The organism is Paenarthrobacter sp. YAF11_1 (assembly GCF_052113445.1).
Taxonomy (GTDB): Bacteria; Actinomycetota; Actinomycetes; order Actinomycetales; family Micrococcaceae; genus Arthrobacter.
The window spans coordinates 20,392-46,193 of the sequence record NZ_JBFRDF010000016.1; the positions used below are offsets into that span (position 1 = coordinate 20,392).

Here is a 25,802-nt window from a genome sequence, read left to right on the forward strand (position 1 = left end):
ACCTGAAACGGAAAACTTAGATTATGAGTGACGAAACTCCCGAAGTCCCGGCGGAAAACACTGCTGACGACGTAATTCTTGAGGGCGATGTGCTGACCGACCGCGTGGAGCAGGTGGACCTGCAGACAGAGATGCAGCGGTCCTACCTCGATTACGCCATGGCCGTTATCGTCGGCCGCGCCCTCCCGGACGTCCGCGATGGCCTGAAGCCGGTACACCGCCGCGTTTTGTACGCAATGTTCGACGGCGGTTACCGCCCCGACCGCTCGTTCAACAAGTGCGCCCGCGTGGTTGGCGACGTCATGGGTACCTACCACCCGCACGGTGACATGGCGATCTATGATGCCCTGGTGCGCCTGATCCAGGACTGGACCATGCGGTACCCGCTGGCACTTGGCCAGGGCAACTTCGGGTCACCGGGCAACGACGGCGCCGCTGCACCGCGTTACACCGAAACCAAGATGGCACAGCTGGCCATGGAAATGGTCCGGGACATCGACGAGGAAACCGTCGACTTCCAGGACAACTACGACGGCAAGAACCAGGAACCCACCATCCTGCCGGCGCGTTTCCCCAACCTGCTGGTCAACGGCTCCTCCGGTATCGCCGTCGGCATGGCCACCAACATTCCGCCGCACAACCTGCGTGAGGTTGCCGAGGGCGTGCAGTGGGCGCTCGAGAACCCTACGGCCACGCGGGAAGAGCTTCTTGAGGCGCTGTTGCTTCGCATTAAGGGTCCTGACTTCCCCACAGGTGCCACCATCTTGGGCCACAAGGGCATCGAAGATGCCTACCGTACCGGCCGCGGCTCCATCACGATGCGCGCCGTGGTCAACGTCGAGGAACTCCAGGGCCGTACCTGCCTGGTGGTAACCGAGCTGCCGTACCAAGCCAACCCGGACAACTTGGCCATCAAGATTGCCGAACTGGTCAAGGACGGCAAGATTTCGGGCATTGCGGACCTCCGCGATGAAACCTCCGGCCGTACCGGCCAGCGCCTTGTGATCGTGCTCAAGCGCGATGCCGTGGCCAAGGTTGTACTGAACAACCTTTACAAGCACACGCAGTTGCAGGACAACTTCTCGGCGAACATGCTGGCAATTGTCGACGGCGTTCCGCGCACCTTGAGCCTTGACGCCTTCATCCGGCACTGGGTTGCGCACCAGATGGACGTCATTGCACGCCGCACCCGCTACCGCCTGCGCAAGGCCGAGGAAGAGGCGCACATCCTGCGTGCGCTCCTTAAGGCACTGGACATGCTGGATGAGGTCATTGCCCTCATCCGCGCGTCCAACACCACAGAGGCTGCCCGTGAAGGTCTCATGGAACTCCTGGAGATCGACGAACTCCAGGCCCGCGCCATCCTGGACATGCAGCTGCGCCGTCTGGCCGCACTGGAACGGCAGAAGATCCAGGATCGCCACTCCGAGCTCGAGTCGATGATCGAGGAATACAACTCGATCCTTGCTTCCGAGGAGCGGCAGCGCCAGATCATCAGTGAAGAACTCGCGGAGATCGTGGCCAAGCACGGCGATGACCGCCGCACCCACATCCTGATGGGTTTCGACGGCGACATGTCCATGGAGGACTTGATCCCCGAAGAGGAAATGGTTGTCACCATTACCCGCGGCGGCTACGTCAAGCGCACCCGCAGCGACAACTACCGTTCCCAGCAGCGCGGCGGCAAGGGCATCAAGGGCGCACAGCTGCGCGGCGACGACGTCGTGGAGCACTTCTTCGTCACCACCACCCACCACTGGCTGCTGTTCTTCACCAACCTCGGCCGCGTCTACCGTGCCAAGGCTTATGAGCTTGCAGAAGCGGGACGAGACGCCAAGGGCCAGCACGTGGCCAACCTGCTGGCTTTCCAACCGGATGAGCACATCGCCCAGGTTCTGGACCTCCGGGACTACCAGCAGGCCCCGTACCTGGTGCTCGCCACCAAGAACGGCCTGGTCAAGAAGACGAGGCTCGAGGATTACGACACCAACCGCACGGCCGGTGTCATCGCCATCAACCTGCGCGACGAGGACGAGTTGGTTTCCGCCCAGCTGGTCAGCGAGACCGACGACCTCCTCCTGGTGTCACGCAAGGGCCAGTCCATCCGCTTCACGGCCACCGATGACGCGCTGCGCCCCATGGGCCGTGCTACGTCCGGTGTGACGGGTATGAAGTTCCGTGAAGACGACGAATTGCTTGCCGCGGACGTGGTCCAGGACGGTTCCTTCGTCTTCATCGTGACCGAGGGTGGCTACGCCAAGCGAACCGCCGTGGACGAATACCGTTTGCAGGGCCGTGGCGGCCTGGGCATCAAGGTTGCCAAGCTTGCTGAAGACCGCGGTGACCTTGTGGGCGCCTTGATCGTGCAGGAAGAGGACGAAGTCCTGGTGGTCATGGAGGGCGGCAAGGTGGTGCGCTCGGCAGTAACCGGAGTGCCTGCCAAGGGCCGTGACACCATGGGCGTCATCTTCGCCAAGCCGGACAAGAATGACCGCATTATTGAGGTTGCGCGCAACAGCGAACGTGGCTTGGAAGTCGAAGAGTCAGAAGACGGACTCGACGATGACGTAACGTTGGCTGCAAACGACGGCGCCTCTGAGGCGACCGTGAGGGCCGAAACGGAAAACGACGCAGACCCGGAAACCGAAACGGGCGCGGAGCTGAACGAAGACAACACCGGAGGTAACGAGTGAGTAATTCCGACTCATATCCCAAGCCGAGCACAGGTGTCCCCGGCGGACTCCGGCAGCCCTCGGGCAGCGCACAAGCAGGAACGCCTGCACGGCCCCAACAGCGTCCCGGAACCGGGGCTGCTGGAGCAGGAGCCGCTGGAGCGCGCCCAGCAACTGGCACCAACTCCGCGCAGCGGCCCACCGGAGCTCCCGGACAGCGCCCTGCCCAAGCCGGACAGCGGCCTGCCGGAGCTCCTGGACAACGCCCGGCCCAGCCGGGCCAGCGCCCTGCCCAGTCAGGTCAGCGCCCCGCACAGGGCGCTCCCGGCTTGGTGAAGCCCGCTCCCAAGGCCAAGGTCCGCCGCGCACGGCTGCTGGTCAGCAAGGTGGATCCCTGGTCCGTCCTGAAGATGGCGTTCCTCCTGTCCGTTGCGTTGGGCATCGTCACGGTTGTGGCTGCCATCGTCCTGTGGACTGTGTTGGATCTCACAGGCATCTTCAACCAGGTGGATAGCCTCCTGGGGACCCTGGCGGGATCGGAAGGCAGTGGGTTCGAACTGAAGAAGATCGCGTCCCTCGGCCAGGTGGCATCCTTCGCCACCATTATTGCCGTGGTGAACGTGGTCCTGCTGACCGCACTGTCCATGCTTTCCGCGGTCCTGTATAACATTTCCGCAACGTTGGTTGGTGGCATCGGCGTCACTTTGACTGACGACTAAGAAAAAACCGCGGAAATACGCCGAAATTGGCGGATTATCCTCACGGAAATGCCTCGATTTGAGATCGGGCCGGGATGTGCTGTACAGTCATATCTCGGCCCGATGAGGCATCGGGGCGTATAGCTCAGGCGGTTAGAGCGCTTCGCTGATAACGAAGAGGTCCCAGGTTCAAGTCCTGGTACGCCCACGGAACCGAAAGAGGTTCAGGTAAAACTGAACCGGAATGAGGTACTTGTGAAGAAGTTGCTGGTAGTTGTGGCAGCCGCTATCGCAGGTGTCCTGGTCTATAAAAAGGCTCAGGAATCCGAAGCCCGGAAAGATATCTGGAGCAAGTCAACCGACACGGTCGACTAGCCGAAGAGCCCGGTTCGAACTGGTAATTACCAGGGTGGACATGGGGTATGATTGACGGGTTGCTTCTTATGGGGGCATGGCGCAATTGGTAGCGCACCTGCTTTGCAAGCAGGGGGTTCGGGGTTCGAGTCCCCGTGCCTCCACCATAAGGAAAGTCCCGGTCAGAAATGACCGGGACTTTTGCGTTTAAGGCCACTACCCGGCTGCCCCCCGGCTACCGGCCCCGCAGCAGGGTATGTGCCACGGGGCTCTCACTCACCCACGGACCTAGCAGCTGGGCATGCGCCCCAAGGCTCTCACTCAGCCACCGGCTCGCAGCAGGGCATGAACCACATGGCGCTCAGCCACCAGGAACCTGTTGCAGTGCACGCTCCAAAAACGCCGCCAGCTCATTGTTGCCCAGGACAGGTGTCACTACGCCGAGTTCCAAGGTGGGCTGTGTCTTGGCTCCAGCAGTCTTCAGGGCACCTTGCACTGTGGTGCGTGCGGCCGCTGCGGCTTCTGTATCGCCGCGTTTGGCCGCTTCCAGCATGGTGAGGGCCTCCTCCACGCCACGTCCGTACTCTGCCGCCGCTGCAACCCACGTAGAGCCGTCCTGGGCGAAACCGGGCTCGGCCATCCGGGGCAGGAGAGAGGGAAGCCGCTGAAGCAGCCCAGCGCGGTTCCTCAGTGCCCCCGAAAGTTGCCTGCCGGCGTCGTACTCTGTCCAGAACTGGTCAATATCGCGCCGCAGCTCCGGTGCGGAAGGGGTGAGTTCGTCGTCCTGCCAGTCCTGGTTCAGGTCCACGAAGGCCCGCACCGCTGCCTGGACCTCAGGATCGGGCCCAGCGAGCAAGGCTAACGCGGCGTTCATGGAGTTGGAAGCGTTGTAAGCGGGGCCGTTCCACGCGAGGTCTGCGTAGTTGAAAATGGCGGGCAGGGAGAGATACGGCTGGATCATCGGGTTGGTGACAATGCCCTGGATGGACGTGTGCAGATCTGCATCCCTGCCAATCACGGGTGCCAGGAAGAGATGGTCCTGGGAGAAGTCGTTGACCGGGTAGTTATCCCAGATGACTATGCTCCGGGGTGCCCCGGGTGCCCCGTAGCTCTGGCCGGCTGTCTCTGCTGACCTCCGGGTGATCCGGTGGGAGACTACGTCTTCACCCGTCCACTGCACCACGATTCCAGGGTTCAATGCCTGGCCGAGTTCGCGCTTGTACGGAGTGCTCGGTGAGCCGTTGTAGAAGGTGGGGACTGTTTCCAAGGGGAGGACGCCGTCCTTGGCTGAGATGAACTTTTCATTCACGTCGTTGAGGAAGGACGCTTGCGCCTTCGCCAGATTTGCTTGCCCCGAACCAAACTCCCGAAGGTCTTCCGCGCATTGGACCTTGGTGGCGATGTCATCCAGCGGAATCACGTACGAACGAACTCCCAGCGCATACAGGGATTCAAGCTTCGCCACAGCGTCCTCAAGGTCGGCCTCGCGCGAATAACAAACATCGATCCCTGGTGAGAGGGCGTAGCTGAAGCGGACGTGGTTGGCTGCAGCAGCATCGATCAGTTCCCGCAGTTCCTCGAGCTCTTTGTCGGTGTACAGCTCGCGCCACTTGTCGCGCAACAGAGGATCGTCCTTGGGCGAGTAGATGTAGGTGTTCATCTTCTGGCTGCCCGCAAATTCAATGACATCCAGACGGGCCTGGTGGGACCACGGTGTGCCATAGAAGCCCTCAATGACGCCGCGGGTCTTCATCAGAGGCCAGTCACTGACCAGGACCGGGGCCACAGAGCCGGCCTTGAGCAACTGCCGGAGGGTCTGGACGGCGTGGAAGACGCCGTCGTCATCGCGTCCGGCGAGGACCGCCGTCGGAATCCCGTCAGGCTGTCCGGTAGCAATTGCATAGCCTTCGGCGCGCCCAAGGGCATCACGGAGGGACGGGTCGCCGTCCACTTTCAAGGCCTTGAGCACCGGAGCAACGGCGGACCCGGTACCAAGATGGATGGCAGATGACCCTTCGCGGGGGTTGGCAAGCTGCGTCACGACGTCCGCGGTGCCTCCAGCACCGGCAACGAGGTCCTGCACGGCGGCGGTGGAGGACTTATCGGTTCCGGCGGGTGCCACAACGTACACGTGACCGGTCAACGGAACAGCGGCACCTGTTCCGGCCCGGGCATGCTGAGGTACCGGGAAGATGCTTGGACTACCTGCCCCGTTTCCGCCGGTTCCCTGGCTTCCGTCAGGACGGTCACGTGCAACAGTGGACCATCCAGCGACGATCAGGGCAGCCGCGAGTACCCCGGCCGCTACCAGCAGCAGGACTGACCGCCGACGCTTTGCGCCGGGGCCGACGGGTGCCGTGTTCAATCAGATAACCCCTTGGGTACGCCGTCACCGGCACTCGGGAATGCTGAGTCAAGACAATCACACTGTTGGAGCATCAGATAGGGGTTGGAACACTGCCCCGCCCCACTAATGTTGATCCGTGACCCTTCTCATTGCCGCCCTGGGTGTCCTGGGTGTTGCCTCCTCCGGACCGCTCATTGCGGGCACCCTCGGAGCCACTTCAGTGACGGCACTGGCCATCGCTTTCTGGCGGAATGCGATCGGTGCGGTGGTGATGGCAACTCCCGTGGCCATCCGCGAGCCGAAAGCGTTCGGCAGGATCACCCGACGGGAATTCGGCTGGTCCACTGTTGCTGCCGTTGCACTGGCCTTCCACTTCGCCTGCTTCATCACCGCCCTCCAACTGACGTCGGTGGCGGCCGCTACTGCTTTGGTGTGCCTGCAGTCGGCGTGGATCGCGGTGTTCCAGCTGTTCCGGGGCACACGGCACCGGTGGCCGGTGCTTGTGGGCCTGGGGATCGCCTTCGGTGGCGTGGTGGCCATTACGGGGTTCGACATGGGTTCCTCGCCGGAAGCACTGCTCGGAGACCTGCTGGCGCTTGCCGGCGGCGCTCTGGCGGGTCTGTACACACTTGCGGGCGGGAAAGCCCGCCAAACCATGGGAACAGGTACCTACACCACGCTTTGCTACGGCATGTGCGCGGCGATTGTGGCGGTACTGGCCCTGTTCAGCGCCCAGCCACTGACAGGGTTCGACGCCGGAGGCTGGCTTGGCATTATTGCCATCACCGTCTGCGCGCAGCTGGTGGGGCACACGGCCTTCAACCACTTGCTGGCCACGATGAGTCCGCTGCTGGTGTCCATGATCATCCTGCTGGAGATTCCAGGTGCTGCAATTCTGGCCGCCATATTCCTGGCTGAGACCTTGCCTGCCGGGACCTATGCGGGCCTGGCGCTGATCCTGGTTGGCCTGGCAGTGGTTGTGGCCGGGCAGCGGCGGGGCAGGCCTGAAGCAGACGGCCCTCAGGCAGACCGCCGCGAAGCCGAGCTGGGCACGGACTGAGGATCCGGCGTCGGGCGCTTGTTGCAGGCGCTGCGCGCCTAGATGCCACCGCGGCGGGCGCCCTGCGCGGCGTTGGCCGTGTGGATGGCCCGCAGTATCTTGGCCGGGAAATACACCGAGAAGAACACCACCATGGGTGCTTTCAGGGCCATCTTCTTGACGTTGTGGGCCTTGTACGTCCGGTCGAAGCGCTGCACGTAGTAGCGGTAATCGCGGGGTGAATCCTCCAGCCGGCGGGCGGACATCCCGGACACCATCTGCGGCACGTACTGCACTTTGAGATCGTGCTCGAAGAGGTGCAGGGACAAATCAATGTCCTCGTGCATCTCGTCCTTGGGATCCAAGCACGCTTCGTCGCGGATGGTCTCCCAGGCAGTGCGGCGCAGGGCCATGTTGGAACCGAAGAGGAAATGGTACTGGTGCTTGGCCAGGCGCAACATGAGCTGGCGCATCTTGTCATCCGCCTTGAGGCCGAAGCGGCGCATGGGCATGTCGTAATAGACCACTGGACCCGTTGCTGCAGCGATCGACTGGTCGGTGAACGCCTTTTGGACTTGTTCAACCCAGTCCGGTTCCAGGACGGAATCTGCGTCAATGCGTCCCACTACCTCGCCTGTGGCGCTGTCGAGGCCATGATTACGGGTGGGGATCAGGCCCTGCGAGGCTTCCTGGCGGAGGAGGATGATGGGGCTTTCCGGGTATTCCTGCTGCATCTGGCGCACGATCCGTGCTGTGCGGTCCGTGGAGAGGTTGTCCACCACAATGATTTCGTCAGCAGGAACCGACTGGTAGATGGCCGCGATGAGGCACTGGCGAACGACGCTTTCCTCGTTATACGCCGGGATGACGATGGACACGCCCGGGGGCACCGGACCATCCTGAAGGGCACCCGCAGAGGGTCTATCGGCTGACATCACTCCAAATCTAACACTCGAGGCAGTGCGTCGGACGGAGGCTTTGGTTACAAGCCGGCAAACACTGAAGGGATCCCGACGATGGCCGGGATCCCTTCAGTTGCTCGACGTGCCGGCCCCTGCTCGAGGCCTCATGTCAGTGTTTAGTTCTGTACACCTTTGGCGTCCGGGTCCGAACCCTCAGTGTCCTTGTGCAAGCTGGCGGCGATGTTCTTTACCGCAGTTTTGGCGTCGGTGGCCACCTTCGCGGAGGAGTCTTCAACGTTCTTGAACGCATCCTTGGTGGCCTGCTCTGCCTCAGCTGCGGCTTCCTCCGGCGTGATGTCCTTCGTGCCGGATTCAGTCACTGCGGCAGCCGTTGCTGATGCTGAGGCGTCAGCCGAAGCCGGAGCGGGCGTGGGCGTTACCGGGGAAGGTGTCTTCCACGGATCCTCCACCGGCTTGGAAGCCTTCCATGCGGCAACGCCGGCGGCAGCAGCCGCGGCGATAACAGTCACGATCAGCCAGCCGCGCTTCTTGGGCTTCGGCTCCTTGCCCAGCTTGGAGGAAACGGCCTTGGTGGCATCCTCAGCCACTGCCTTGAGCTGCTTGCCGGTGGCCTGCGCCTGCTCCTGGACGCTGTGCACAACGCCGGAATCAACCAGCTTCTGCGCCACGGCGTCAACCTGGGCCGGCGCGTTCTCCAATGCGTGGTGAACAGCTACCGAAGCCTGGCCCAACTGCTCGGACAGCTTGGGCAGGTACTCGTCCACAACTTTGTCCCGTGCGTGTCCCAGAGCCGGAGTGGCTTTGTTGAGCGTCTCCTGGATCCTGGGCGTGGCGTCCTCCACTACGTCATGGATCTTCGGCGCGAGGTGCGCCAATCCATCCTGAATCCGCGGCGTAACAACAGCAACGCCGTCGGCGAGGTTGTGCGCAGCGGACTTCAGCCCCTCTTGAATCTTGGGGGAAGCGGTATCAATGCCGTGCTGGATACGCGGAACAGCCCAGCTGACGGCGGCTTCCACGCGGGGTGCTGCCCAGTCGCGGGCGTTATCCACACCTGCCACAACGGATTGTTCGAGGTCGCGGGCAATACGGTCTGATTTCTTCACAACTACCTCCCGATACACATGCTCGTTTGTTGCTAGCCTACGTCGCTTGGGGAACACCGGCTATTCATCTGCCGGATTCGTCCCGGATTTCACCGAGCGCGGAACCGGCTTTACAACTGCAACGGCGTTGACCCTGCATGGAAGAATGGGGCCATGACCATCGCAACCGCAAAAGCAACGATCCACACGACCCTCGGCGACATCAAGGTTGACCTCTTCGGCAACCACGCGCCCAAGACGGTCGCCAACTTCATTGGCTTGGCCACGGGCGAAAAGTCCTGGAACCACCCCGAAACGGGCGAAGACAAGACCGGGACGCCGCTATACGACGGCACCATCTTCCACCGCATCATCAAGGACTTCATGATCCAGGGTGGAGATCCCCTGGGCCGCGGCGTTGGCGGACCGGGCTTCCAGTTCGACGACGAAATCCACCCGGAACTGACCTTCAACGCTCCGTACAAGCTGGCCATGGCCAATGCCGGCATCCAGATGGGCAAGGGCACCAACGGGTCACAGTTCTTCATCACCACCGTGAACACCGACTGGCTGTTCGGCAAGCACAGCATCTTTGGCGAGGTCACCGATGCGGAATCCCGCAAGGTCGTAGATTCAATTGAGGCCGTCCGCACCGGTATGGGTGACCGCCCCGTTGAGGACGTCGTCATCAACAGCATCGACATCGAACAGCTCTAACAACAATCTGAACCTGAGCTCATGAGTTACGGAATCCCGTCGGCAGAGCCGTCCGCTGATATTCCGGTGTGCCCGAGGCACCCGGACAGGCCCTCCTATGTGCGGTGCCAGCGCTGCGGGCGCCCTGCGTGCCCCGAGTGCCAGCGGGCGGCCGCCGTCGGGTTCCAATGCGTTGACTGCGTCAACGAACAAAAACGTACGACGCCGGCCTACCGGTCGCCGTACGGCGGCGCCTTGGCTGTGGGCAAGCCCTTGGTGACGTACGTGATCATTGGCCTCTGCCTGTTGATCTTTGTCCTTCAGTGGATTGTGCCCCGGGATGCGGTATTCCAGAACTTCGCCTTCGCGAACATCTTCGCCGATACCCAACCGTGGCGCATGCTCACTGCAGCCTTCCTGCATTCGCAGGGTTTCCTGCTTCATATCGTCTTGAACATGTACACGCTGTGGATCTTCGGACAAGCCCTTGAGCCTTTGCTCGGGCGCATACGGTTCCTCGCTCTGTACCTGATCTCTGCCGTCGGCGGATCAGTGGGCTACCTCGCCCTGACCCCGATGCTTCCGCCCGTTGCCGTCGTGGGTGCGTCCGGGGCCATCTTCGGCCTCTTCGGCGCCATGTTGGTGGTGCAACGTCACCGTGGCGGTGAAACCAAACAACTGTGGGTCCTGATCGCCATCAACGGCGCTATAGGTTTCTTCGTCCCCAGCATCGCCTGGCAAGCGCACCTGGGAGGGCTGATCACGGGCGGGCTCGCCGCCGCAGTGATCGCCTATGCCCCACGCGGCAAGAACCAGGCCCTGCTGCAAGCCGGCGGGCTGATCCTGGTGGCCGGCCTGTTGGCCGTAGTCACGTGGTTCCGCGTCACTGCCGGCTAGTCGGGCCTTCCTCGCTCCATCTTCTTCAGAACACTGCAGGATCTTTTTCAGACCGCAGGCTTGACCGGCTGTCGGAGGATGGTCTTTAGCTTCTCCGGTGCCGTGCGGCGCACGTCGCCGAGGTAGATTTCATGGTGCTTCCCTGTCATCGCCAGAGAGTTTCCGGGAATGAAACTGCTGTGCATCTCCTCCAGTACCGGTCCCTCAGCGTCGTAGGGGCCTACATGGAGTGTCTGCACACTCATGCCCTCCTCAAGCGGCTCCAAGCGAAGAGCGTCCAATGCGGGGGCCTCCCCCTTCTTGGCTACTACCTCCCTCGCTGCATCGAAGTGCTCAGGGGTGATCCAGTCCGGGACCATGTTCATCAACGTCCAGTCCCACCGTGATTTGTCCCGGGCGCTGGTGAAGGACTCCATGTCATCAGCCCACCAGAGGCCCTCCAAGGGCATCACTCCGTAGTCCTTACCGAGTTCGTTCTTGCTGAAGAACTTCAGCTTGTAAGCCACTGGATACAGCGTGGTCAGGGCGTCTTTATAGGCCTGGGCAGTGCCGGGATTCCCGTGGCCGTCGATCATCAAAAACTGCAGGGTGGGGACGGTCACCACCGAGAATTCACCGTGCCTGGCACTGTAGGTTCGGATCTCTTTCTTGAAGTCGCTCTTCATGGGACCACGGTACGCGCACGGTAGGGCCGCATTGAACAATCCGGACGCGTCCTCTGAAGAGCGGACTATACGGAAGGTTATCCACAGCTGTTATCCACACTGTGCGTAACTTACAAGCATGTAGTTATCCCCATAAGCCCTCATGGAGGCTGTCAGATCGGCAGATATCCCCCGAAAGGCATGAATTTCTCCACACCTGTGGATAACTTTGTCCCCGCCCGACCCATTTATGTGGACAAGTCAGGCCGAATACCAACACTTGTGGACAACCCTGTTAATGACGCCGTGCAGCACGTTCTATCAACAGGCTTATCAACACTGTTAATAACTTACACACGTGTAGTTCAGAGCATTCAGCGACCCTGGAGGACCGGCGTAGCGGGGATTTCCCCGGGAGAAACCCACAAGTTTTCCCCACCTGTGGATAACTTGTGGGTAGACGGTTGTTATTAAGTGGGTAACTTCCTGGGCGCTGGATCCCAGTGGTACCCGCCTGATCCTGTCGCTGTGGAATTACGACAGCCAAAGTGCCTTCCCCGGGCACAGTTGATGACGCTTCGGAATGACTCAAGGCAAAAGCGGCAATCCCGTGACGTTGAACTTTGAGTGAAGCTTGGAGCACTATCCACAGCTTGATACACAGTGGGTATAACTGTCAGTACCCGGTATCACTGGTCAAAAGTGGCGCCAATGCAACGATCTGTGGCCAATTTCCATGGATGTCCACAGAGTTTATCCACGCCTGTGGATAAAGTTGCGCACTTCTGTGGACAAGGGCCGGGGATTGCCTGGCCCCCCGATTCACGCACCCGTTGAGTCGGTGGCTCAGGCCCATACCCCCGACGACCCGCGGCGATGACTGTCCAGAAGATGGGTGTCTATGATGCCGATTGCTTCCATGAGTGCGTACATGGTGGTGGGCCCAACGAAAGCGAAGCCCTTCTTCCGGAGTGCCTTGGAGAGTGCGATTGACTCAGGAGATGTTGTGGGAATGTCCGCATAGGTGCGGGGTGCGGGGGTGCTCTGGGGCTGGAAAGACCACACAAAGTCCACCAGACCGCCCTCCTCGCGCAGGGCAATGGTGGCCTTGGCATTGGTGATCGCTGCACGGATCTTGAGGCGGTTGCGGACGATCCCCGCATCCAGCATCAGCCGTTCGACGTCCTCATCCGTGAAGGCGGCAACGCTCTCCGGATGGAAGTCCAGGAACGCGGTGCGGAATGCTTCCCGTTTCCGGAGGACGGTGGCCCAGGACAGGCCCGCTTGGAAGGCTTCCAGGCTGATGCGTTCGTACATGCCCTGCTCATCGCGGACAGGCATTCCCCACTCGTGATCGTAGTAAGCCTGCATGAGCGGATCCGACGCAGCCCACAGGGGGCGGGCAAGACCGTCCTCGCCGGTGATGGTGCCGTTGTCCGGGCTCATGCATGCTCCTCCGCGGCCGGCGCTTCTGGAACCCCGGCGAGTTGTTATGGCGTCTGGGGATATTCTGCCTTGGGGCTCTGACATTCAGCGCCTCAGGACAGTCCAGTAACCCTCATGGTGATGTTGATCCGTCCGTGCGACAGGCCGCAATCCTCGGGAGCCGTCCCGGGAAAGACCTTGGGAATGCCGTGATAGGCAAACCTGGACGGCCCACCGAAGACGAACAGGTCCCCGGAGCGGAGTTCCACATCTGTGTATGGCTTGGTCCGTGTGGTGGTGTTGCCGAAGCGGAAAAGGCAGCCCTCGCCGATGCTAAGGGACACTACGGGTGCCCCGGAGCGTTCGTCTTTGTCCTGGTGCATACCCATGGCAGCGCCGTCGTCGTAGAAGTTCACCAGCGCGGCGTCGGGCGTGTAGCCCGTGGCGAGGTGGGCCAGTGACTCATCAGGGTCTGCTCCGGATGCATATGCGTCCGCAACAGCCTTCCGTCCCAAACGAACCATCCAGTCCGGGAAAACAAGCACAGGACGGCCGTTGACGTCGGTGGCTTCCCGCGTGTACTTGTAGGGTTGCCAATGCCACCCAAGGCACACGGTGCGTACCGACATCCGGCGGCCGCCGGGAAGTGTCGCCGCCCGCAAAGGTACCGGCCCCTGGGTCCATTCGCCGAAGCGCCCCACGATCCACCGCTGCTGTTCGGCGCTGAGCCAGCCGGGAACATGGACCGCGCCCGGGGCAATCAGCCGGGGTCCGGCGTCGTGCGCTTCCGGCTGAACCAGCTCCAAAGGGAACAATGCGTCATCACTCACGCCGCTGCCTCCATGGTCAGCAGTGCGCGTTTCGCCTCCGGTCCCCCGAGGTAGCCGCCAAAGCTGCCATCCGATTTCACTACACGATGGCAAGGGATGATGACGGGAAGCGGGTTGGTGGCACAGGCGGTTCCTACAGCCCGGACTGCATTGGGGCTGCCCGCAGCCAAAGCGACCTCGGCGTAGCTTTCGGTGCGTCCGTAGGCAATCCGGGGCAGGTGCTGCAGCACGTTCAACCGGAACCCGCGGGACAGACGGAAGTCCACGGTGAGATCGAACTCTGTCCGGGTGCCGCCAAAATACTCCTCGAGCTGTCGCGCAGCACCGTCCAACCGTGCCGGTGCCTGAAGAATGCGGGGGCTGATGGTGTCGGACAGGCGCTGCAGGACTTCGGCATGGTTCTCCACCTCAAATGCCACCCGAACTATGCCCCGGTCAGTGGCAGCCAACAGAAGTTTCCCCACAGGCGAGTCCATTACCCTGTAGGCGACGTCCAAGGTGTGGGTCAGTTGGGCATCGCGGGCAAGCCGGGCGCGAAGGCTCGCAAGCGCGGGTTCCAGGCCGGCGTCGAGGGGTTCCAGGAGTGACAGGACGTCCGCGTGGTCGGGGCTTGATTCAAGGGTCATCGGATTTCTCCTTTCGGAAGTGAATGTGCCATCGCCGGAAGGTCAGCCAGTGCGCTGCGGAGGGCTTTGACGCCGTCCGCCCCGGCGCGTCGAGCAGCTTCGGGAGTACCTCCCAGGAGTTCGGCTACGTCTTTATAGGGAAGTCCCGCCAGGTAGTGATACGCCACGGCTTGCCGTTGTTTAGGTGGGAGGTGGGTCACCGCGTCCAGCAACTCGGAGTGGTCCTCACCGGGAATGCCAAGGTGCGAGGCGTTCTCGGGCGGTGAATCCACCGGGAGGGCCCGACGGTTGCCGGCCCGCAGATGGTCGATGCATTTTCTGTGCGCTATGGTGACCAGCCAGGCCTGCACGTTGGCGTCGTGCGGGAGGTCAGGATAGGCCTGGAGGGCAGCGAGGAAGGTATCGGACCAAGCGTCGTCGGCATCGTGCACGCCGAGGACCGCTCGGCACACCCGCAGGACCGTGGCGCCCTGTTCGTGCACTACCGATTCGAAGGGTTTCTTGCTGATCGTTTGCCGAAGCTCCATCAGAAAAGCTTTCCTTCTTTCACAGCCACCGGTTCCTCCAATTCAAGAAGGAAGCGTTTGTTCCGGAGGCCACCGGCGTACCCGGTCAGTTGACCCTTGCGCCCCACCACGCGGTGGCACGGAATGATGATGCTGATGGGATTGCGACCGACCGCGGAGCCGACGGCTTGGGCCAGATGAGGATCGCCCAACTCAGCGGCCAACTCGCCGTAACTGACGGTTTCTCCAAAAGGAATGTCGTGGAGCCTCGCCCAGACCTTTTCCTGGAAGGGGTTCCCGCGTGCCTCGTGCGGGACGTCAAATACGGTGCGGTGGCCACCCAGATACTGGTCCAGTTCGTGCCGGGTCCGGGCGAACACAGGATCCTCGAGTCCTATGGGAACCCCGAAGTAGTCGGGCGGAGGCATATGCCAGTGGCCCTCATAGAAGATTCCCGTCAAAAATTCCCCGCGGGCAGTCAGCGTCAACTGCCCCAACGGGGAATCCATGGTGGTGTGCCGGCTGTTCATATCCTGTAGACGTCCACGGGCACGGAGATGTGAGGTGCGGCTTTCCTAGGAGCGCCAGCGCGTGGTCATCAGGAAGCCCACAATGGCGATGCCGAAGCCGGCCACGATGTTCCATGAGGCCCAGTCGCGGACGGGGAATTGTCCCTCGGTGATGTAAAAGGTGATGATCCAGATGAGGCCGAGGATCATCAGTCCGAACATGACAGCTTTGTACCAAACCGGGTTCGGCTTGTACTGCTGCGCTGCGGAAGCCTGCTGGTCCTGACGGGCAGGCCGCTTGCGGGGCTTGGACTCGGGCACGGATCCTCCTTGGCTGTACGTGGGTACCCGTTCCAGCCAGCCTTGATATCCTGCAGGAAGGAAAATTCCAGCGGTTAACGGCCACGCGGCGTTCCGGGTTGGTTCTAGCTGTCAAGTCTAGCCGCAACTCGGGGTCCGCCCGCCGCGCCCGCGCCCGATCCGAGGAGACGCTGTGGCGCATCAGCAGACGACGGCGGCTTCCGCCGTGCCGTCCGGGCGCCAGAGGCCGGAACAAGGTCCACGCCAGCGGCTCCGCGCTTCGGACGTCATCCGAAAAATCAGCCAGATCCTGGGTGAACTCCTCATCACGGGCGGTGTTGTCCTGTTGCTTTTTGTGGGCTGGCAACTGTGGTGGACCAACGTCGAGGCAGACGCCAAACAGACGGAAGCCATTCAAAACTTCGCCCAGCAACTCACGGGGCCCGTTACCCCTGCAGAGTCCGCGAACCCGGCGGACCATGGGGACCCAGTAGTGGGAACGGCCCCTGCCAACGGGGAAACGATCGGGATCATGTACATCCCCCGCTTCGGCGCCGACTACACCCGTCCCATCATCGAAGGGACCGGCGCGGACGTCCTGGACACGCTGGGCCTGGGACACTACGGAAGCACCAGCATGCCCGGCGCCGTGGGGAACTTCGCGGTGGCCGGCCACCGGCAAACACACGGAGCGGTCCTGGACAGCATTCACACCCTGGTTCCCGGGGACAAGATCTACGTCCAGACTGCTGACGGGTACTACACCTACGTCTTCCGCAACAACCAGATCGTGCTTCCCAACCGCACTGATGTGTTGCTGCCCGTACCCACCCAGCAGGGTGTCGCGCCGGAGGAAAGAATCCTGACCATGACCAGTTGCAACCCGCGTTTCGGCTCGCAGGAACGCATCATCGCCTACTCCGTCATGGCGGGCTGGCAACCGGCCTCAGCAGGACCGCCGTCGGACATTGCCGCTCAAGTAGCCAAGGCCCAAGGAAAGGGGTAGCGGATGTACGCGTGGATTTTCCGCAATCTACCGGGACCCGTCTGGGTGCGGATCCTGACCTGTTTGGTATTGGTGGCAGCAGCCCTGGTACTGATGGTCCAGTTCCTCTTCCCCTGGTTCTCCCAATTCACCACTTTGACTGACTCAACGATTGGTTTAGTGCAGCAGCCATGAGCACAACAAAAATTCTTGTAGTAGATAACTACGACAGCTTCGTCTACACACTGGTGGGATACCTCCAGGAACTCGGTGCGGAGACCACCGTGGTCCGCAACGACGACGTGACACTCGCCGAGGCCACTGAACTCGCAGCAACGCGCGACGGCGTCCTCGTCTCGCCGGGTCCCGGCACCCCTGCCGAAGCCGGCGTCTGCATCGAGCTCATCAAGTGGTGCGGCGACAACAGCAAACCGATGTTCGGCGTCTGCCTCGGCCACCAGGCCCTGGCCGAAGCGTACGGGGGTGTGGTGACCCATGCCCCGGAACTCATGCACGGCAAGACATCCCCGGTGCAGCACGAAGGCAAGAGCGTATTCGCCGGTCTCCCCTCACCTGTCACCGCGACGCGCTACCACTCGCTCGCCGCAGTTCGCGATTCCATCCCGGACGTCCTGGAGATCACCGCGGAAACCACCAACGGCGTAGTGATGGGCTTGCAACACAAGACCGCACCCCTCTGCGGTGTCCAGTTCCACCCCGAATCGGTCCTGACAGAAGGTGGCTACCAGATGCTCGGCAACTGGTTGGAGTCCCTGGGGATGGCCGGAGCGGCCGAACGCGCCTCCAAACTGAGCCCGCTGATCAAGCAGTAAGTGTGGGTGGTCTGCGGCGGTCGGCAGCGACCGCCGCCCTCCGCGTGCTAGCTCGTTCCTCGCTTTGATGCACGCTTCCGGGCGCCGGCCCGCTGCCTTCGGTCATCCAGCTATTTCTTGGTGGCCGTCGGTTTGGGAGTGGGCTTGTCCGTCTCCGTGGGTGTCGGAGTGGGGGTGGGGCTCGGGGCGGGGGCCTTCGCCACTGTGATGGTGACCGACTTGCCCTGATCTACTTCGGTGTTGTACGTCTCGCTCTGGGCGGTTACCGTGCCTGCAGCGACCTCTGAGTTTTCCTGCTCCACTACCACCATGGGCAGGCCGTTGGTCTTGAGTGAAGCTTCCGCTTCAGCCAGCGGCAGTCCGATCAGCTGGGGCATGAGTACCTTGCCCGAGGAGACCTGGAGCTCAACCTTGGAGCTGATGGCGATGGCTCCGCCAGGGGCCGGTCCGGTGTTGATCACCAGTCCCACGGGCACGGTGGCACTGTGCGTTCGGACAGTCACGATATCGCCGGTGATGCCCAGCCTGCGCAGGGCGTCACGGGCGTCCGGCTCCGTACGGCCTACGATGTCGGCCGGAATGGTCACCGAGCTGGGTCCGCTGGAAATCTTGACGACAACTTCGGCGTCCTGATCGAGCATGGAACCAGCGGTGGGCGACGTGCCGATGGTCATGTCCTTGGCGACCGTGTCGCTGGCTTCGCGCACCGTTTTAGGCACCAGCTTGGCTGAATAGAGTTCCTGGATGGCCTGTGACTCGGACATGTTGGCCACCACGGGTACGGCGATCTTGGCTGGGGGCGGCGGTTGCGTGTTCATGAGGTTGTAAAGCCAGAACCCGCCGCCTGCCAGGACTATGAGCGTGAAGATCACCAAAGTGGCAATCCAGGTTCGACGCCGTTTGTTCTGTCCCGCTGACCGCTCGCGTTCTGGTGGGAGGCCCAGAGGAAGCGGCTCTTCCGGCTGCTGTTCAGCGGGTTCGTCCTTGTACTGGTCAGCGGCAAGGAAGCCCACCGCGGTGGAGCTCAGGAGTTGGGTGGCCGGGTCCTCTTGGTCCACGAGGTCGTTCGGATCTGTGGGCGCCTCGCTGGCCGGGACAGCCGGGACGGGAATGCCGTTGCTTGCCGCGCGCAGGGCGCGGCGGAAGGAGGCAGCGTCCTGGAATCGGTCTGTCCGGCTCTTCTGCAGGGCCTTTGCCAGGACTGAGTCGAGGGCTTCGGAAATGTCGGGGTTGTGGGCGCTGGGCATATCCGGGATTTCGCGGACGTGCTGGTAGGCCACCGAGACCGGGCTGTCGCCGACAAACGGCGGCCGGCTGGTCAGCAGTTCGTAGAGGAGACACCCGGCCGAGTAGAGGTCGCTGCGTGCGTCCACGGTTTCGCCGCGGGCCTGCTCCGGTGAAAGGTACTGTGCTGTGCCCACCACGGCCTGGGTTTGGGTCATGGTGGCAGCGGAATCCGCCATGGCGCGTGCGATGCCAAAGTCCATGACTTTGACGTCTCCGGTGTCAGCACAAACCATGACATTGGCCGGCTTGATGTCGCGGTGGACAATGCCCGCGCGGTGGCTGTACTCCAGGGCCGCCAGGACACCGAGGGTGAAGCCGATGGAACTCTCCACCCCCAGCTCGTTCGCCTTGATCATGTCGCGCAGGGTGCGGCCGGCCACGTATTCCATCACGATGTACGGCACCCGGACGTCCTCGCCGGGACCTCCAGGTACGGAGTATTCGCCCGTATCGAAAATGGCCACGATGGACGGATGGTTCAAGGCCGCGACGGCCTGGGCCTCACGTTTGAACCGGGCTTGGAACTGCGGATCGCGGGCCAGGTCTGCACGCAGGATCTTGACCGCGATGGTCCGTCCCAGCAAAGTATCCGTTCCGCGGTATACGTCCGCCATGCCACCACGACCGATCAGATCACCGAGCTCGTAGCGTTCATTGAGGATGCGCTGTGAAGACACAGGTGTGCTCTCCTCTCGATGCGCGGGACCTTGGCGTGGCGTGGACATGGGACTCAGTTAGTTGCTCGGGCTGCCGGTGCCGCTGGGGCTGGCGCTCGAGGAACCGGGGTTGGTGGGTACAACGGCCCTGGAAAGGAAGTAGGTCACTGTAGAACCTGCGGGAACCTCGGCTCCGGCGGCCGGCGAAGACCTTACGAACGTACCGGCCTGTTGGCCAACGCCTCCGTTCACGGGATCCCCGGCTACCCATCGCAGTCCGGCACCTTCAATGGCCGCACGAACCTGTGACTCGCTGGCTCCCACGCTGATGGTGGGGACGGCGACCGCCTCAGGCCCCTTGGAGTACTGAACCGTGATGGTTTGTCCTGGATCAACAGGTCCTGTGGGGTTGATGTCTACTACGGTCCCTGGAGCAGCCGGGTTGAAGACCTCCACACCGTTGACGCCGAGGCCCAGATCGCGGAGTTCCGCGCTGACGGTTTGGAACGGTTGACCCAGGTACTGCTCGGGGATCACGTTGATCTTCTGCGGCGTTGACTGCGTCGGCGTCGGGGACGGCGCCTCAGAAGTCTGCGATGGCGTTGGCGTGGCCGAGGTGGATGTCGGGCTTGCCGAGCGGCTTGTGCTGGCAGTGGTGGACTGGCTCGGGCTGGGGGTCGGCGAGAAGAAACCGGACTGGGTAATCAGGAAACCAACCAGCGCGAACAGCACCAGCAGGATCAAGGCAACCATCGGCCAGGTCCAGGGGCTGCGCTTCTTGCGTTCCGGCTCAATATCATCGAAGTTCTCGTCGTCCGTGTAGGCGACTTCCTCTTCGTCGTTCAATTGGCGCTCTGCCTCCAGGGCATTGGCGCGTGACAGTGGATTGTCGGACGAAACGGCAGCCGCTCCCACAGCAGCTCCGGCTGCACCGGCACCCAGCACCGGAAGTGCGGAGGTCGCCGTCGACGACTGCTCCTTACCGTAAGGCGAGGTGACGACGCCGGTGGGGGCCGTTGCGGTGTCTACAGGCGCCGTGATGGGTCCGGTAGTGGATTCGAACAGCAGCATGCCGGGTACGGCGGCATGGGCTGTAGCGATGTCGCCGTTGCGGATGGCGTCGGCGGCCTCGGCCAGCTTGATCGCGTTGGCAGGACGGTTCTTGGGGTCCTTGGCCAACATGGACATCAGGAGGGCCCGCACCGGCGTGGGAAGGGTTTCCGGCAGGGGCGGCGGCGCGTCGTTGACCTGGGCGAGGGCAATGGCGATCTGTGATTCGCCGGTGAACGGACGGTGCCCGGTGAGGCACTCGTACCCGATGACACCCAGGGAATAGATATCCGAGGCCCCTGTAGCTGTCTGGCCGGTGGCCTGCTCCGGGGCCAAGTACTGGGCGGTACCCATCACCTGGCCGGTCTGCGTCAGTGGAACCTGATCTGCCAGCCGGGCGATGCCGAAGTCGGTGACCTTGACGCGGTTGTCCGGCGTAATCAGCAGGTTGCCCGGCTTGATGTCGCGGTGGACCAGGCCCTGCGCGTGTGCCACGGCAAGGGCGCGGGCTGTCTGCGCGATGATGGAGAGCGTCATGTCCGGAGACAAGACCTGGTCCCGCTCAAGGATTCCACTCAAGGGATGGCCCGGAACGAGCTCCATGACCAAGTAGGCCGATCCGGCTTCCTCGCCGTAGTCGAAGACGTTGGCGATGCCCACGTGGTTGAGGAGGGCGGTGTGCCGTGCCTCGGCACGGAACCTCTGGAGGAAGCCGGGATCCCCCGTGTATTCCTCCTTGAGCACCTTGATGGCAACGATCCGGCCAAGGATCTGGTCCTTGGCCTTCCAGACCTCGCCCATGCCGCCAATCGCAATGCGACTGGTCAGCTGGAACCTGCCGCCGAGTGTGATTCCCGAAGTAGGCCTCACTTATTCAACACCGCCTCAAAAATCTTCTTTGCGTTCGGACTGGTTAGCTGGGCACCGCTGAGCACATCCACACCTTCCATGACGATGGTGACGGCTACTTGCGGGTCGTTTGCCGGGGCGAACCCGGTAAACCATGAGTTGTTCAAACCTGAATCGCCAAGTTCCGCGGTACCGGTCTTGCCGGCTACCTTGACGCCGGACACTGCCGCGCCCTTGGCAATGCCGTTGTCCACCGCACTGGTCATCCACTCGGTGATCTGGGCCGCGATGGGCTGGGTGGTGCTGGTACGAAGAGCCTCGGGCCTGAGTTCGCTGATGACGCGGAGGTCAGGAGCGCGGACCGTCTTGATGAGGTTCGGCTTCATCTGAACACCGCCGTTGGCGATCGCGGCAGTCATCATGTTGATCTGCAGCGGGGTGGCCTTGACGTCACGCTGGCCCACGGAAGACTGTGCGAGCTGGGCCTGGTCGAGGTCCTCAGGGAAAATACTTGGCGCCTGCTGGAGCTTGAGTTGATCGCCGAAGGTCTCGCCGAAGCCAAACTTCTGTGCCTGATCGCGGATGGCATCCTGGCCGAGGTCCAGCGCAATGCTGGCGAACGGAGTATTGCAGGACTGCTCCAGGGCAAAGGCGAACGACGCCGTCTCCCGGACATTGCAGTTACCGCCGGCGTAGTTGGGCAGGCTGGCACTGGAACCGGGCAACGGCAGGCTGCTGGGGTTCGGCAGCTCGCTGTCCTTGTTGTATTTGCCTGAGTTCAGCGCAGCAGCTGTGTCGATGAGCTTGAAGACCGAGCCCGGTGACAGCAGGTTGCCCGTGGGGCCGCTGACGTTCTGGTTCAGGTTGATGCCCGGGACCTGGTTCAGCTCGGCGTAGCTGGCGGCTGCGGCTGCAGTGTCATGGGTAGCGATCAAATTGGGGTCGTAGGACGGCTTGGACACCATTGCGAGAACTGCGCCGGTCCGGGGGTTCGTGACCACGATCGATCCACGTTGGCCATCGGGAATGAGATCGAAGGCCAATTTTTGGATCTCGGGATCCAGGGTCAGCTCCACTGAAGCGCCCTTGGGCTCGTTGCCCAGGAACATCTGGCTGATGCGGTCAAGGAAGAGTTGGTCGGAGTTGCCGGCCAACGTATCGCCCATGGACTGTTCAAGGCCCGTTGAGCCGAAGCCCTTGGAGAAGTAACCGGTAATCCCCGCGTACAGCTCGGGTTCGGTGTACTTGCGCTGGAACGCGCAGGACTCTGTGCCGGCAACAGACTCAGCCACCGGCTTGCCGCCAACGATGATGGCGCCGCGGTCGTTACAGAACGAGGCGAGGATGGCGCGCTGGTTCCAGGGATTGGCGTTGAGGTCATCGGCGCCAATGACCTGGACATAGCTGATGGCGCCGAAGATCAACGCAAACATGGCGACGGCGGCCATCCAGGAGCTGCGAATAGCCTGGTTCATTGGTGCTTCACCGCCTCTGTTGGTGCGCTGGGGGTCTGTCCTGTGGTCGGTTTACGTGCGGGCGCGCTGCTGCTGGCTGGGGGTTTGCCCACCATGGGAGTGGTGTCCACCGGCCCGCGGGCCGTGTTGGAGATCATGAGCAGCAAGCCGACGATGATCCAGTTGGCCAGGAGCGAGGAACCACCGGCCGCCAGGAACGGCGTGGTCAGGCCGGTCAACGGAATGAGCCGGGTGACGCCACCAATGACCACGAAGCACTGCAAGGCGATGGCGAAGGACAAACCGCATGCCAGGAGTTTCCCGAAAGCATCGCGGGTACCGAGGGCGGCGCGGAAGCCACGGGTGAAGAGCAGCAGGTACAGCATGACGACGGCGAAGAGGCCGATCAAGCCGAGTTCCTCGCCGATGAGGGCCACAATCATGTCGCTGTTGGCGAACGGAACCAGGTCCGGGCGGCCTTGGCCAAGGCCGGTACCCACCAGACCGCCGTCGGCCATGCCGAACAAGCCCTGCACAATCTGTCCACTGCCACCGGGCGACCTGCCAAAGACCTCCGGGGTGAAGGCATTGATCCAGCTGTCGATGCGGAAAGCCACGTGCGAGAAGATCTGCGAGGCGATGAAACCGCCGCCGAGGATTAGCAACAGGCCGATGACAACCCAGGAGATACGGCTGGTGGCCACGTAAATCATCACGATGAACAGGCCGAAGAAGAGGATGGAGGACCCGAGGTCACGCTGGAAGACCAGGACTCCGATACTGACCAACCAGGCGGTGATCATGGGCCCGAGGTCCTTGAACCGTGGGAACTGCATGGGGCCGATCTTCCGGCCCGCCAAGAGGATGAGATCCCGGTTGGAGGAGAGATACCCGGCGAAGAAGATGGCCAGCGTGATCTTGGCGATTTCACCGGGCTGGAATGTCATGGGGCCCACGCGGATCCACACTCGCGCACCCAGGATTTCGCCGGCTGAGATGCCCGGAATCAAGGGAAGGAGAAGCAGGAACGCACTGGCAGCCAGGGAAATGTACGTGAAACGGCGCAGGATGCGGTGGTCCTTGAGGAACCAGATCACGGCGATTGATACTGCCATGGCGATCAGGGTCCAGCGGAGCTGGTTGTTGCCAGTATCGTCGCCAGGGCCGTCCATGCGGTGGATCAGGGCAAGTCCCAGACCGTTCAGGGCCACGACAATAGGAAGTATTACCGGATCGGCATACTTCGCGCGGAGCCTGAGGACCATGTGGAAGGCGAAAGCCGCCACAGCCAGCAAGCTCGACTGGAACCAGAAGTCCCGGTCCAACCCGACATCGGAGTTCAGGCTCACCAGGGCACTCGCGCCGACGCCAACGGCCAGGGCCAGCACGATGAGGACCAGCTCAACGTTCCGGCGCGGTTTAGGAGCAGTTTCTGTCTGTATCACTTGGCCGCCTCACAGGGAGTCGGGACGGGCGAAGGCGTAGCAACGGCCGCGGTACTCGGTACGGGCACGGTGCTGGTGGGCGACGGGGTGGCTGTCACCGTCGCTGGAATAGTGGTGGGGCAGTTGGCGGAGGCGCTGCCGGTGTTCTTGAGGTTCTCCACAATGGCCTGCGCATCGTCGAGGTCACCCGCGGGAACCGTCTGGCGTACGCTCTGCTGACCGTATTCCGGCAATGAATCCACCCTGATATCGGTTACGGCTTCGAGCCGGGAGAGCTGAATGGGGCCGAGTCGCTGCGAAATGCCATTGAAGATGGCGACGCGCTGATCGTATTCGCCCACGTAGTAACGGGTTTGGGTCCACGCGTAGCCAAGCCACAGGCCAACCACGACGCCCACTACAACAACCGCTGCAACGGCGGGCATCAGCCATCGGACGCGGCGTCGTGCAGGTTCCTCCACGTCCAGTCGATCCTGCTCGGCCTTGTGGGTCAGGACGGTGGCAGCCCTGCGGGCAACCGTCCGGCCTGCGACCGTAGGAATGGAGCCGGTCTCCGCGGCTGTTGCCGCAGCGCCAACCAGCTCATGGGGGCGGCTGGCCAATTCTTCGCGCAGGACCTCGGCGGACAGGTGCTCGCCCAAGTGCGGATCCGTGGTGATGGGAGGTTCTTTGGATTCATCCGGGGATGTGGAAGCCTCAATGGATTCGTCGTCTGTGGCGCTGGGGTCATTGGCACTGAACGAGGATCCAGCATCGGCCTCCCTCGAGGCCTTCTCTTTGGACTCGGCCGGTGCATCCTCGGCCGACTTGGTGGCGGAAGGACCCTCGGCGGGCTTGGAGGCGGTGACCGCTTCGGGCTCGTCCACCGCGGCAAGCGCCGCAGCCGGAACGACGTCGACGGCGGCCGTGTTGACGTCGTCGTCGGTCTCTTCCACGATCTCCAACATCACCACGGTGACGTTGTCCGGGGCGCCGGCTTCCAACGTGAGGTCAACCAGGATCTCGGCGCATTCGCGAAGGTCTTTGGTCTCACGAACCATGCGCTCCACGACGTGCCCGGCCACATAGTTGAGGCCATCGGAGCAGAGGAGCCAGCGTTCGCCGGGTTCAACTTCGAGGACGTCCAAGTCCAGCTCCGGGCTGGCATCGACGTCACCCAGGACGCGCATCAGCACGTTCTTATGGGGATGGGTTTCGGCTTCCTCGGGACGGAGGCGTCCCTCGTCAATGAGCCGCTGCACGAACGTGTGGTCGATGCTGATTTGCTCGAACTTCTTGTTACGCAGCCGGTAGGCACGGGAGTCACCGATGTGCGCGAAGTGGAGCTTGCGGTCTTCCAGGAGAAGGGCAGTCACGGTAGTTCCCATGCCGGACAACTTGGGATTCTGGTGAACAAGCTCGGAAAGCAGCGAATTGGCCGTCTGGATCTCGTCTGCGAGGACTGTCTCCGCGCCGTCAGGGTAGTCGTCATGGTCCAGATGGATCATGTCCAGCACCGTTGATGCTGAGGCGACATCGCCGCCGGCATGACCACCCATGCCGTCGGCCACCACTGCCAGATGGCGACCCACATAGGCGGAGTCGTCATTCTTGGAGCGGATCCGTCCGACGTCGGAGCGGGCCGCGTAGCGCATGATGAGTGGGCGCTCCGCGGGTATCTCCTTGCTTTCGGGGGTCTCGGGGGAGGCCATG

At 62.4% G+C, this 25,802-nt stretch carries 23 protein-coding genes and 2 tRNA genes; 10 read left to right on the forward strand and 15 right to left on the reverse strand.

Annotated features, from left to right (window positions below; genetic code table 11):
- Positions 1 to 23: 23 nt before the first annotated feature.
- The 5 genes from gyrA to AB4Y77_RS19890 all read left to right on the forward strand — a co-directional run bounded on the left by gyrA (position 24) and on the right by AB4Y77_RS19890 (position 3,891).
- The gene (gyrA, locus tag AB4Y77_RS19870) at positions 24 to 2,693 is read left to right on the forward strand and encodes a DNA gyrase subunit A (protein WP_442015083.1); all 2,670 of its coding nucleotides are present in this window, start codon (positions 24 to 26) and stop codon (positions 2,691 to 2,693) included.
- Positions 2,690 to 3,391, forward strand: a complete 702-nt coding sequence (locus AB4Y77_RS19875) for a DUF3566 domain-containing protein (protein ID WP_442015084.1) — start codon at positions 2,690 to 2,692, stop codon at positions 3,389 to 3,391. Before gyrA ends, AB4Y77_RS19875 begins: the two co-directional genes overlap by 4 nt.
- A gap of 113 nt (positions 3,392 to 3,504) precedes the next feature.
- Positions 3,505 to 3,578: transfer RNA gene (locus AB4Y77_RS19880), tRNA-Ile, on the forward strand.
- 47 nt (positions 3,579 to 3,625) lie between these two features.
- The gene (locus tag AB4Y77_RS19885; RefSeq protein ID WP_311212526.1) at positions 3,626 to 3,745 is read left to right on the forward strand and encodes a DLW-39 family protein; all 120 of its coding nucleotides are present in this window, start codon (positions 3,626 to 3,628) and stop codon (positions 3,743 to 3,745) included.
- A gap of 70 nt (positions 3,746 to 3,815) precedes the next feature.
- Positions 3,816 to 3,891: transfer RNA gene (locus AB4Y77_RS19890), tRNA-Ala, on the forward strand.
- Positions 3,892 to 4,085: 194 nt separating this feature from the next.
- Here the strand turns inward: AB4Y77_RS19890 and AB4Y77_RS19895 are convergent.
- Positions 4,086 to 6,089, reverse strand: coding sequence for a beta-N-acetylhexosaminidase family protein (locus tag AB4Y77_RS19895; protein WP_442015085.1), 2,004 nt, complete (start codon positions 6,087 to 6,089; stop codon positions 4,086 to 4,088).
- 118 nt (positions 6,090 to 6,207) lie between these two features.
- Here AB4Y77_RS19895 and AB4Y77_RS19900 point away from each other — a divergent pair, with 118 nt between their 5' ends.
- Positions 6,208 to 7,131 (forward strand): DMT family transporter, encoded by a 924-nt coding sequence (locus AB4Y77_RS19900; protein WP_442015086.1) that lies wholly within the window; start codon positions 6,208 to 6,210, stop codon positions 7,129 to 7,131.
- A 38-nt stretch (positions 7,132 to 7,169) separates the two neighbouring features.
- Here AB4Y77_RS19900 and AB4Y77_RS19905 read toward each other — a convergent pair whose 3' ends face one another.
- The gene (locus tag AB4Y77_RS19905; protein ID WP_442015087.1) at positions 7,170 to 8,045 is read right to left on the reverse strand and encodes a glycosyltransferase; all 876 of its coding nucleotides are present in this window, start codon (positions 8,043 to 8,045) and stop codon (positions 7,170 to 7,172) included.
- A gap of 143 nt (positions 8,046 to 8,188) precedes the next feature.
- Positions 8,189 to 9,139, reverse strand: coding sequence for a hypothetical protein (locus AB4Y77_RS19910; protein WP_442015088.1), 951 nt, complete (start codon positions 9,137 to 9,139; stop codon positions 8,189 to 8,191).
- Positions 9,140 to 9,292: 153 nt separating this feature from the next.
- Here AB4Y77_RS19910 and AB4Y77_RS19915 point away from each other — a divergent pair, with 153 nt between their 5' ends.
- Positions 9,293 to 9,835 (forward strand): peptidylprolyl isomerase, encoded by a 543-nt coding sequence (locus AB4Y77_RS19915; protein WP_442015089.1) that lies wholly within the window; start codon positions 9,293 to 9,295, stop codon positions 9,833 to 9,835.
- A gap of 21 nt (positions 9,836 to 9,856) precedes the next feature.
- Positions 9,857 to 10,711, forward strand: coding sequence for a rhomboid family intramembrane serine protease (locus AB4Y77_RS19920; protein ID WP_311212531.1), 855 nt, complete (start codon positions 9,857 to 9,859; stop codon positions 10,709 to 10,711).
- A gap of 47 nt (positions 10,712 to 10,758) precedes the next feature.
- On the opposite strand, the gene AB4Y77_RS19925 is transcribed toward AB4Y77_RS19920, so the two are convergent.
- The 7 genes from AB4Y77_RS19925 to AB4Y77_RS19955 all read right to left on the reverse strand — a co-directional run bounded on the left by AB4Y77_RS19925 (position 10,759) and on the right by AB4Y77_RS19955 (position 15,572).
- Positions 10,759 to 11,376 carry a GyrI-like domain-containing protein gene (locus tag AB4Y77_RS19925; RefSeq protein ID WP_442015090.1) on the reverse strand — a complete coding sequence of 206 codons (618 nt, stop codon included), beginning with the start codon at positions 11,374 to 11,376 and terminating at the stop codon, positions 10,759 to 10,761.
- Positions 11,377 to 12,201: 825 nt separating this feature from the next.
- Positions 12,202 to 12,801, reverse strand: coding sequence for a DNA-3-methyladenine glycosylase I (locus tag AB4Y77_RS19930; RefSeq protein ID WP_442015091.1), 600 nt, complete (start codon positions 12,799 to 12,801; stop codon positions 12,202 to 12,204).
- A 92-nt stretch (positions 12,802 to 12,893) separates the two neighbouring features.
- On the reverse strand, positions 12,894 to 13,610 hold the full coding sequence (locus tag AB4Y77_RS19935; protein WP_442015092.1) for an alpha-ketoglutarate-dependent dioxygenase AlkB family protein: 717 nt from the start codon (positions 13,608 to 13,610) through the stop codon (positions 12,894 to 12,896).
- Positions 13,607 to 14,236 (reverse strand): methylated-DNA--[protein]-cysteine S-methyltransferase, encoded by a 630-nt coding sequence (locus tag AB4Y77_RS19940; protein ID WP_442015093.1) that lies wholly within the window; start codon positions 14,234 to 14,236, stop codon positions 13,607 to 13,609. Before AB4Y77_RS19940 ends, AB4Y77_RS19935 begins: the two co-directional genes overlap by 4 nt.
- The gene (locus AB4Y77_RS19945) at positions 14,233 to 14,763 is read right to left on the reverse strand and encodes an RNA polymerase sigma factor (RefSeq protein ID WP_311212536.1); all 531 of its coding nucleotides are present in this window, start codon (positions 14,761 to 14,763) and stop codon (positions 14,233 to 14,235) included. Before AB4Y77_RS19945 ends, AB4Y77_RS19940 begins: the two co-directional genes overlap by 4 nt.
- Positions 14,763 to 15,272 carry a methylated-DNA--[protein]-cysteine S-methyltransferase gene (locus AB4Y77_RS19950; RefSeq protein ID WP_442015094.1) on the reverse strand — a complete coding sequence of 170 codons (510 nt, stop codon included), beginning with the start codon at positions 15,270 to 15,272 and terminating at the stop codon, positions 14,763 to 14,765. The genes AB4Y77_RS19945 and AB4Y77_RS19950 overlap by 1 nt, the downstream gene beginning before the upstream one ends.
- A 45-nt stretch (positions 15,273 to 15,317) precedes the next feature.
- Positions 15,318 to 15,572: a cell division protein CrgA gene (locus AB4Y77_RS19955; RefSeq protein ID WP_172321984.1), complete on the reverse strand. Its 255-nt coding sequence runs from the start codon at positions 15,570 to 15,572 to the stop codon at positions 15,318 to 15,320.
- A 157-nt stretch (positions 15,573 to 15,729) separates the two neighbouring features.
- On the opposite strand from AB4Y77_RS19955, the gene AB4Y77_RS19960 reads away from it, so the two are divergent.
- Together AB4Y77_RS19960 and AB4Y77_RS19965 are read left to right on the forward strand one after the other, a co-directional pair.
- Positions 15,730 to 16,557 (forward strand): class E sortase, encoded by an 828-nt coding sequence (locus tag AB4Y77_RS19960; RefSeq protein ID WP_442015180.1) that lies wholly within the window; start codon positions 15,730 to 15,732, stop codon positions 16,555 to 16,557.
- A 170-nt stretch (positions 16,558 to 16,727) separates the two neighbouring features.
- Positions 16,728 to 17,369 carry an aminodeoxychorismate/anthranilate synthase component II gene (locus AB4Y77_RS19965; RefSeq protein WP_311212538.1) on the forward strand — a complete coding sequence of 214 codons (642 nt, stop codon included), beginning with the start codon at positions 16,728 to 16,730 and terminating at the stop codon, positions 17,367 to 17,369.
- 110 nt (positions 17,370 to 17,479) lie between these two features.
- Here the strand turns inward: AB4Y77_RS19965 and pknB are convergent, their stop codons facing one another.
- The 5 genes from pknB to AB4Y77_RS19990 are packed head-to-tail and all read right to left on the reverse strand — an operon-like array spanning position 17,480 to position 25,801.
- The gene (pknB, locus tag AB4Y77_RS19970) at positions 17,480 to 19,381 is read right to left on the reverse strand and encodes a Stk1 family PASTA domain-containing Ser/Thr kinase (protein WP_442015095.1); all 1,902 of its coding nucleotides are present in this window, start codon (positions 19,379 to 19,381) and stop codon (positions 17,480 to 17,482) included.
- Positions 19,382 to 19,390: 9 nt separating this feature from the next.
- Positions 19,391 to 21,232 (reverse strand): protein kinase domain-containing protein, encoded by a 1,842-nt coding sequence (locus AB4Y77_RS19975; protein ID WP_442015096.1) that lies wholly within the window; start codon positions 21,230 to 21,232, stop codon positions 19,391 to 19,393.
- Positions 21,229 to 22,686 carry a penicillin-binding transpeptidase domain-containing protein gene (locus AB4Y77_RS19980; protein ID WP_442015097.1) on the reverse strand — a complete coding sequence of 486 codons (1,458 nt, stop codon included), beginning with the start codon at positions 22,684 to 22,686 and terminating at the stop codon, positions 21,229 to 21,231. Before AB4Y77_RS19980 ends, AB4Y77_RS19975 begins: the two co-directional genes overlap by 4 nt.
- Positions 22,683 to 24,110 carry an FtsW/RodA/SpoVE family cell cycle protein gene (locus tag AB4Y77_RS19985; RefSeq protein WP_311212542.1) on the reverse strand — a complete coding sequence of 476 codons (1,428 nt, stop codon included), beginning with the start codon at positions 24,108 to 24,110 and terminating at the stop codon, positions 22,683 to 22,685. The genes AB4Y77_RS19980 and AB4Y77_RS19985 overlap by 4 nt, the downstream gene beginning before the upstream one ends.
- Positions 24,107 to 25,801 (reverse strand): PP2C family protein-serine/threonine phosphatase, encoded by a 1,695-nt coding sequence (locus AB4Y77_RS19990; protein ID WP_442015098.1) that lies wholly within the window; start codon positions 25,799 to 25,801, stop codon positions 24,107 to 24,109. Before AB4Y77_RS19990 ends, AB4Y77_RS19985 begins: the two co-directional genes overlap by 4 nt.
- Position 25,802: the final 1 nt, after the last annotated feature.

Excerpts from the sequence above, each read along its gene's own strand:
- AB4Y77_RS19905 (WP_442015087.1), bottom strand. The coding sequence starts at position 8,045 with ATGTCAGCCGATAGACCCTCTGCGGGTGCCCTTCAGGATGGTCCGGTG.
- AB4Y77_RS19950 (WP_442015094.1), bottom strand. The coding sequence starts at position 15,272 with ATGAACAGCCGGCACACCACCATGGATTCCCCGTTGGGGCAGTTGACG.
- AB4Y77_RS19945 (WP_311212536.1), bottom strand. The coding sequence starts at position 14,763 with ATGGAGCTTCGGCAAACGATCAGCAAGAAACCCTTCGAATCGGTAGTG.
- AB4Y77_RS19920 (WP_311212531.1), top strand. The coding sequence starts at position 9,857 with ATGAGTTACGGAATCCCGTCGGCAGAGCCGTCCGCTGATATTCCGGTG.
- gyrA (WP_442015083.1), top strand. The coding sequence starts at position 24 with ATGAGTGACGAAACTCCCGAAGTCCCGGCGGAAAACACTGCTGACGAC.
- pknB (WP_442015095.1), bottom strand. The coding sequence starts at position 19,381 with ATGTCCACGCCACGCCAAGGTCCCGCGCATCGAGAGGAGAGCACACCT.
- AB4Y77_RS19915 (WP_442015089.1), top strand. The coding sequence starts at position 9,293 with ATGACCATCGCAACCGCAAAAGCAACGATCCACACGACCCTCGGCGAC.
- AB4Y77_RS19930 (WP_442015091.1), bottom strand. The coding sequence starts at position 12,801 with ATGAGCCCGGACAACGGCACCATCACCGGCGAGGACGGTCTTGCCCGC.
- AB4Y77_RS19980 (WP_442015097.1), bottom strand. The coding sequence starts at position 22,686 with ATGAACCAGGCTATTCGCAGCTCCTGGATGGCCGCCGTCGCCATGTTT.
- AB4Y77_RS19990 (WP_442015098.1), bottom strand. The coding sequence starts at position 25,801 with ATGGCCTCCCCCGAGACCCCCGAAAGCAAGGAGATACCCGCGGAGCGC.
- AB4Y77_RS19925 (WP_442015090.1), bottom strand. The coding sequence starts at position 11,376 with ATGAAGAGCGACTTCAAGAAAGAGATCCGAACCTACAGTGCCAGGCAC.
- AB4Y77_RS19940 (WP_442015093.1), bottom strand. The coding sequence starts at position 14,236 with ATGACCCTTGAATCAAGCCCCGACCACGCGGACGTCCTGTCACTCCTG.
- AB4Y77_RS19965 (WP_311212538.1), top strand. The coding sequence starts at position 16,728 with ATGAGCACAACAAAAATTCTTGTAGTAGATAACTACGACAGCTTCGTC.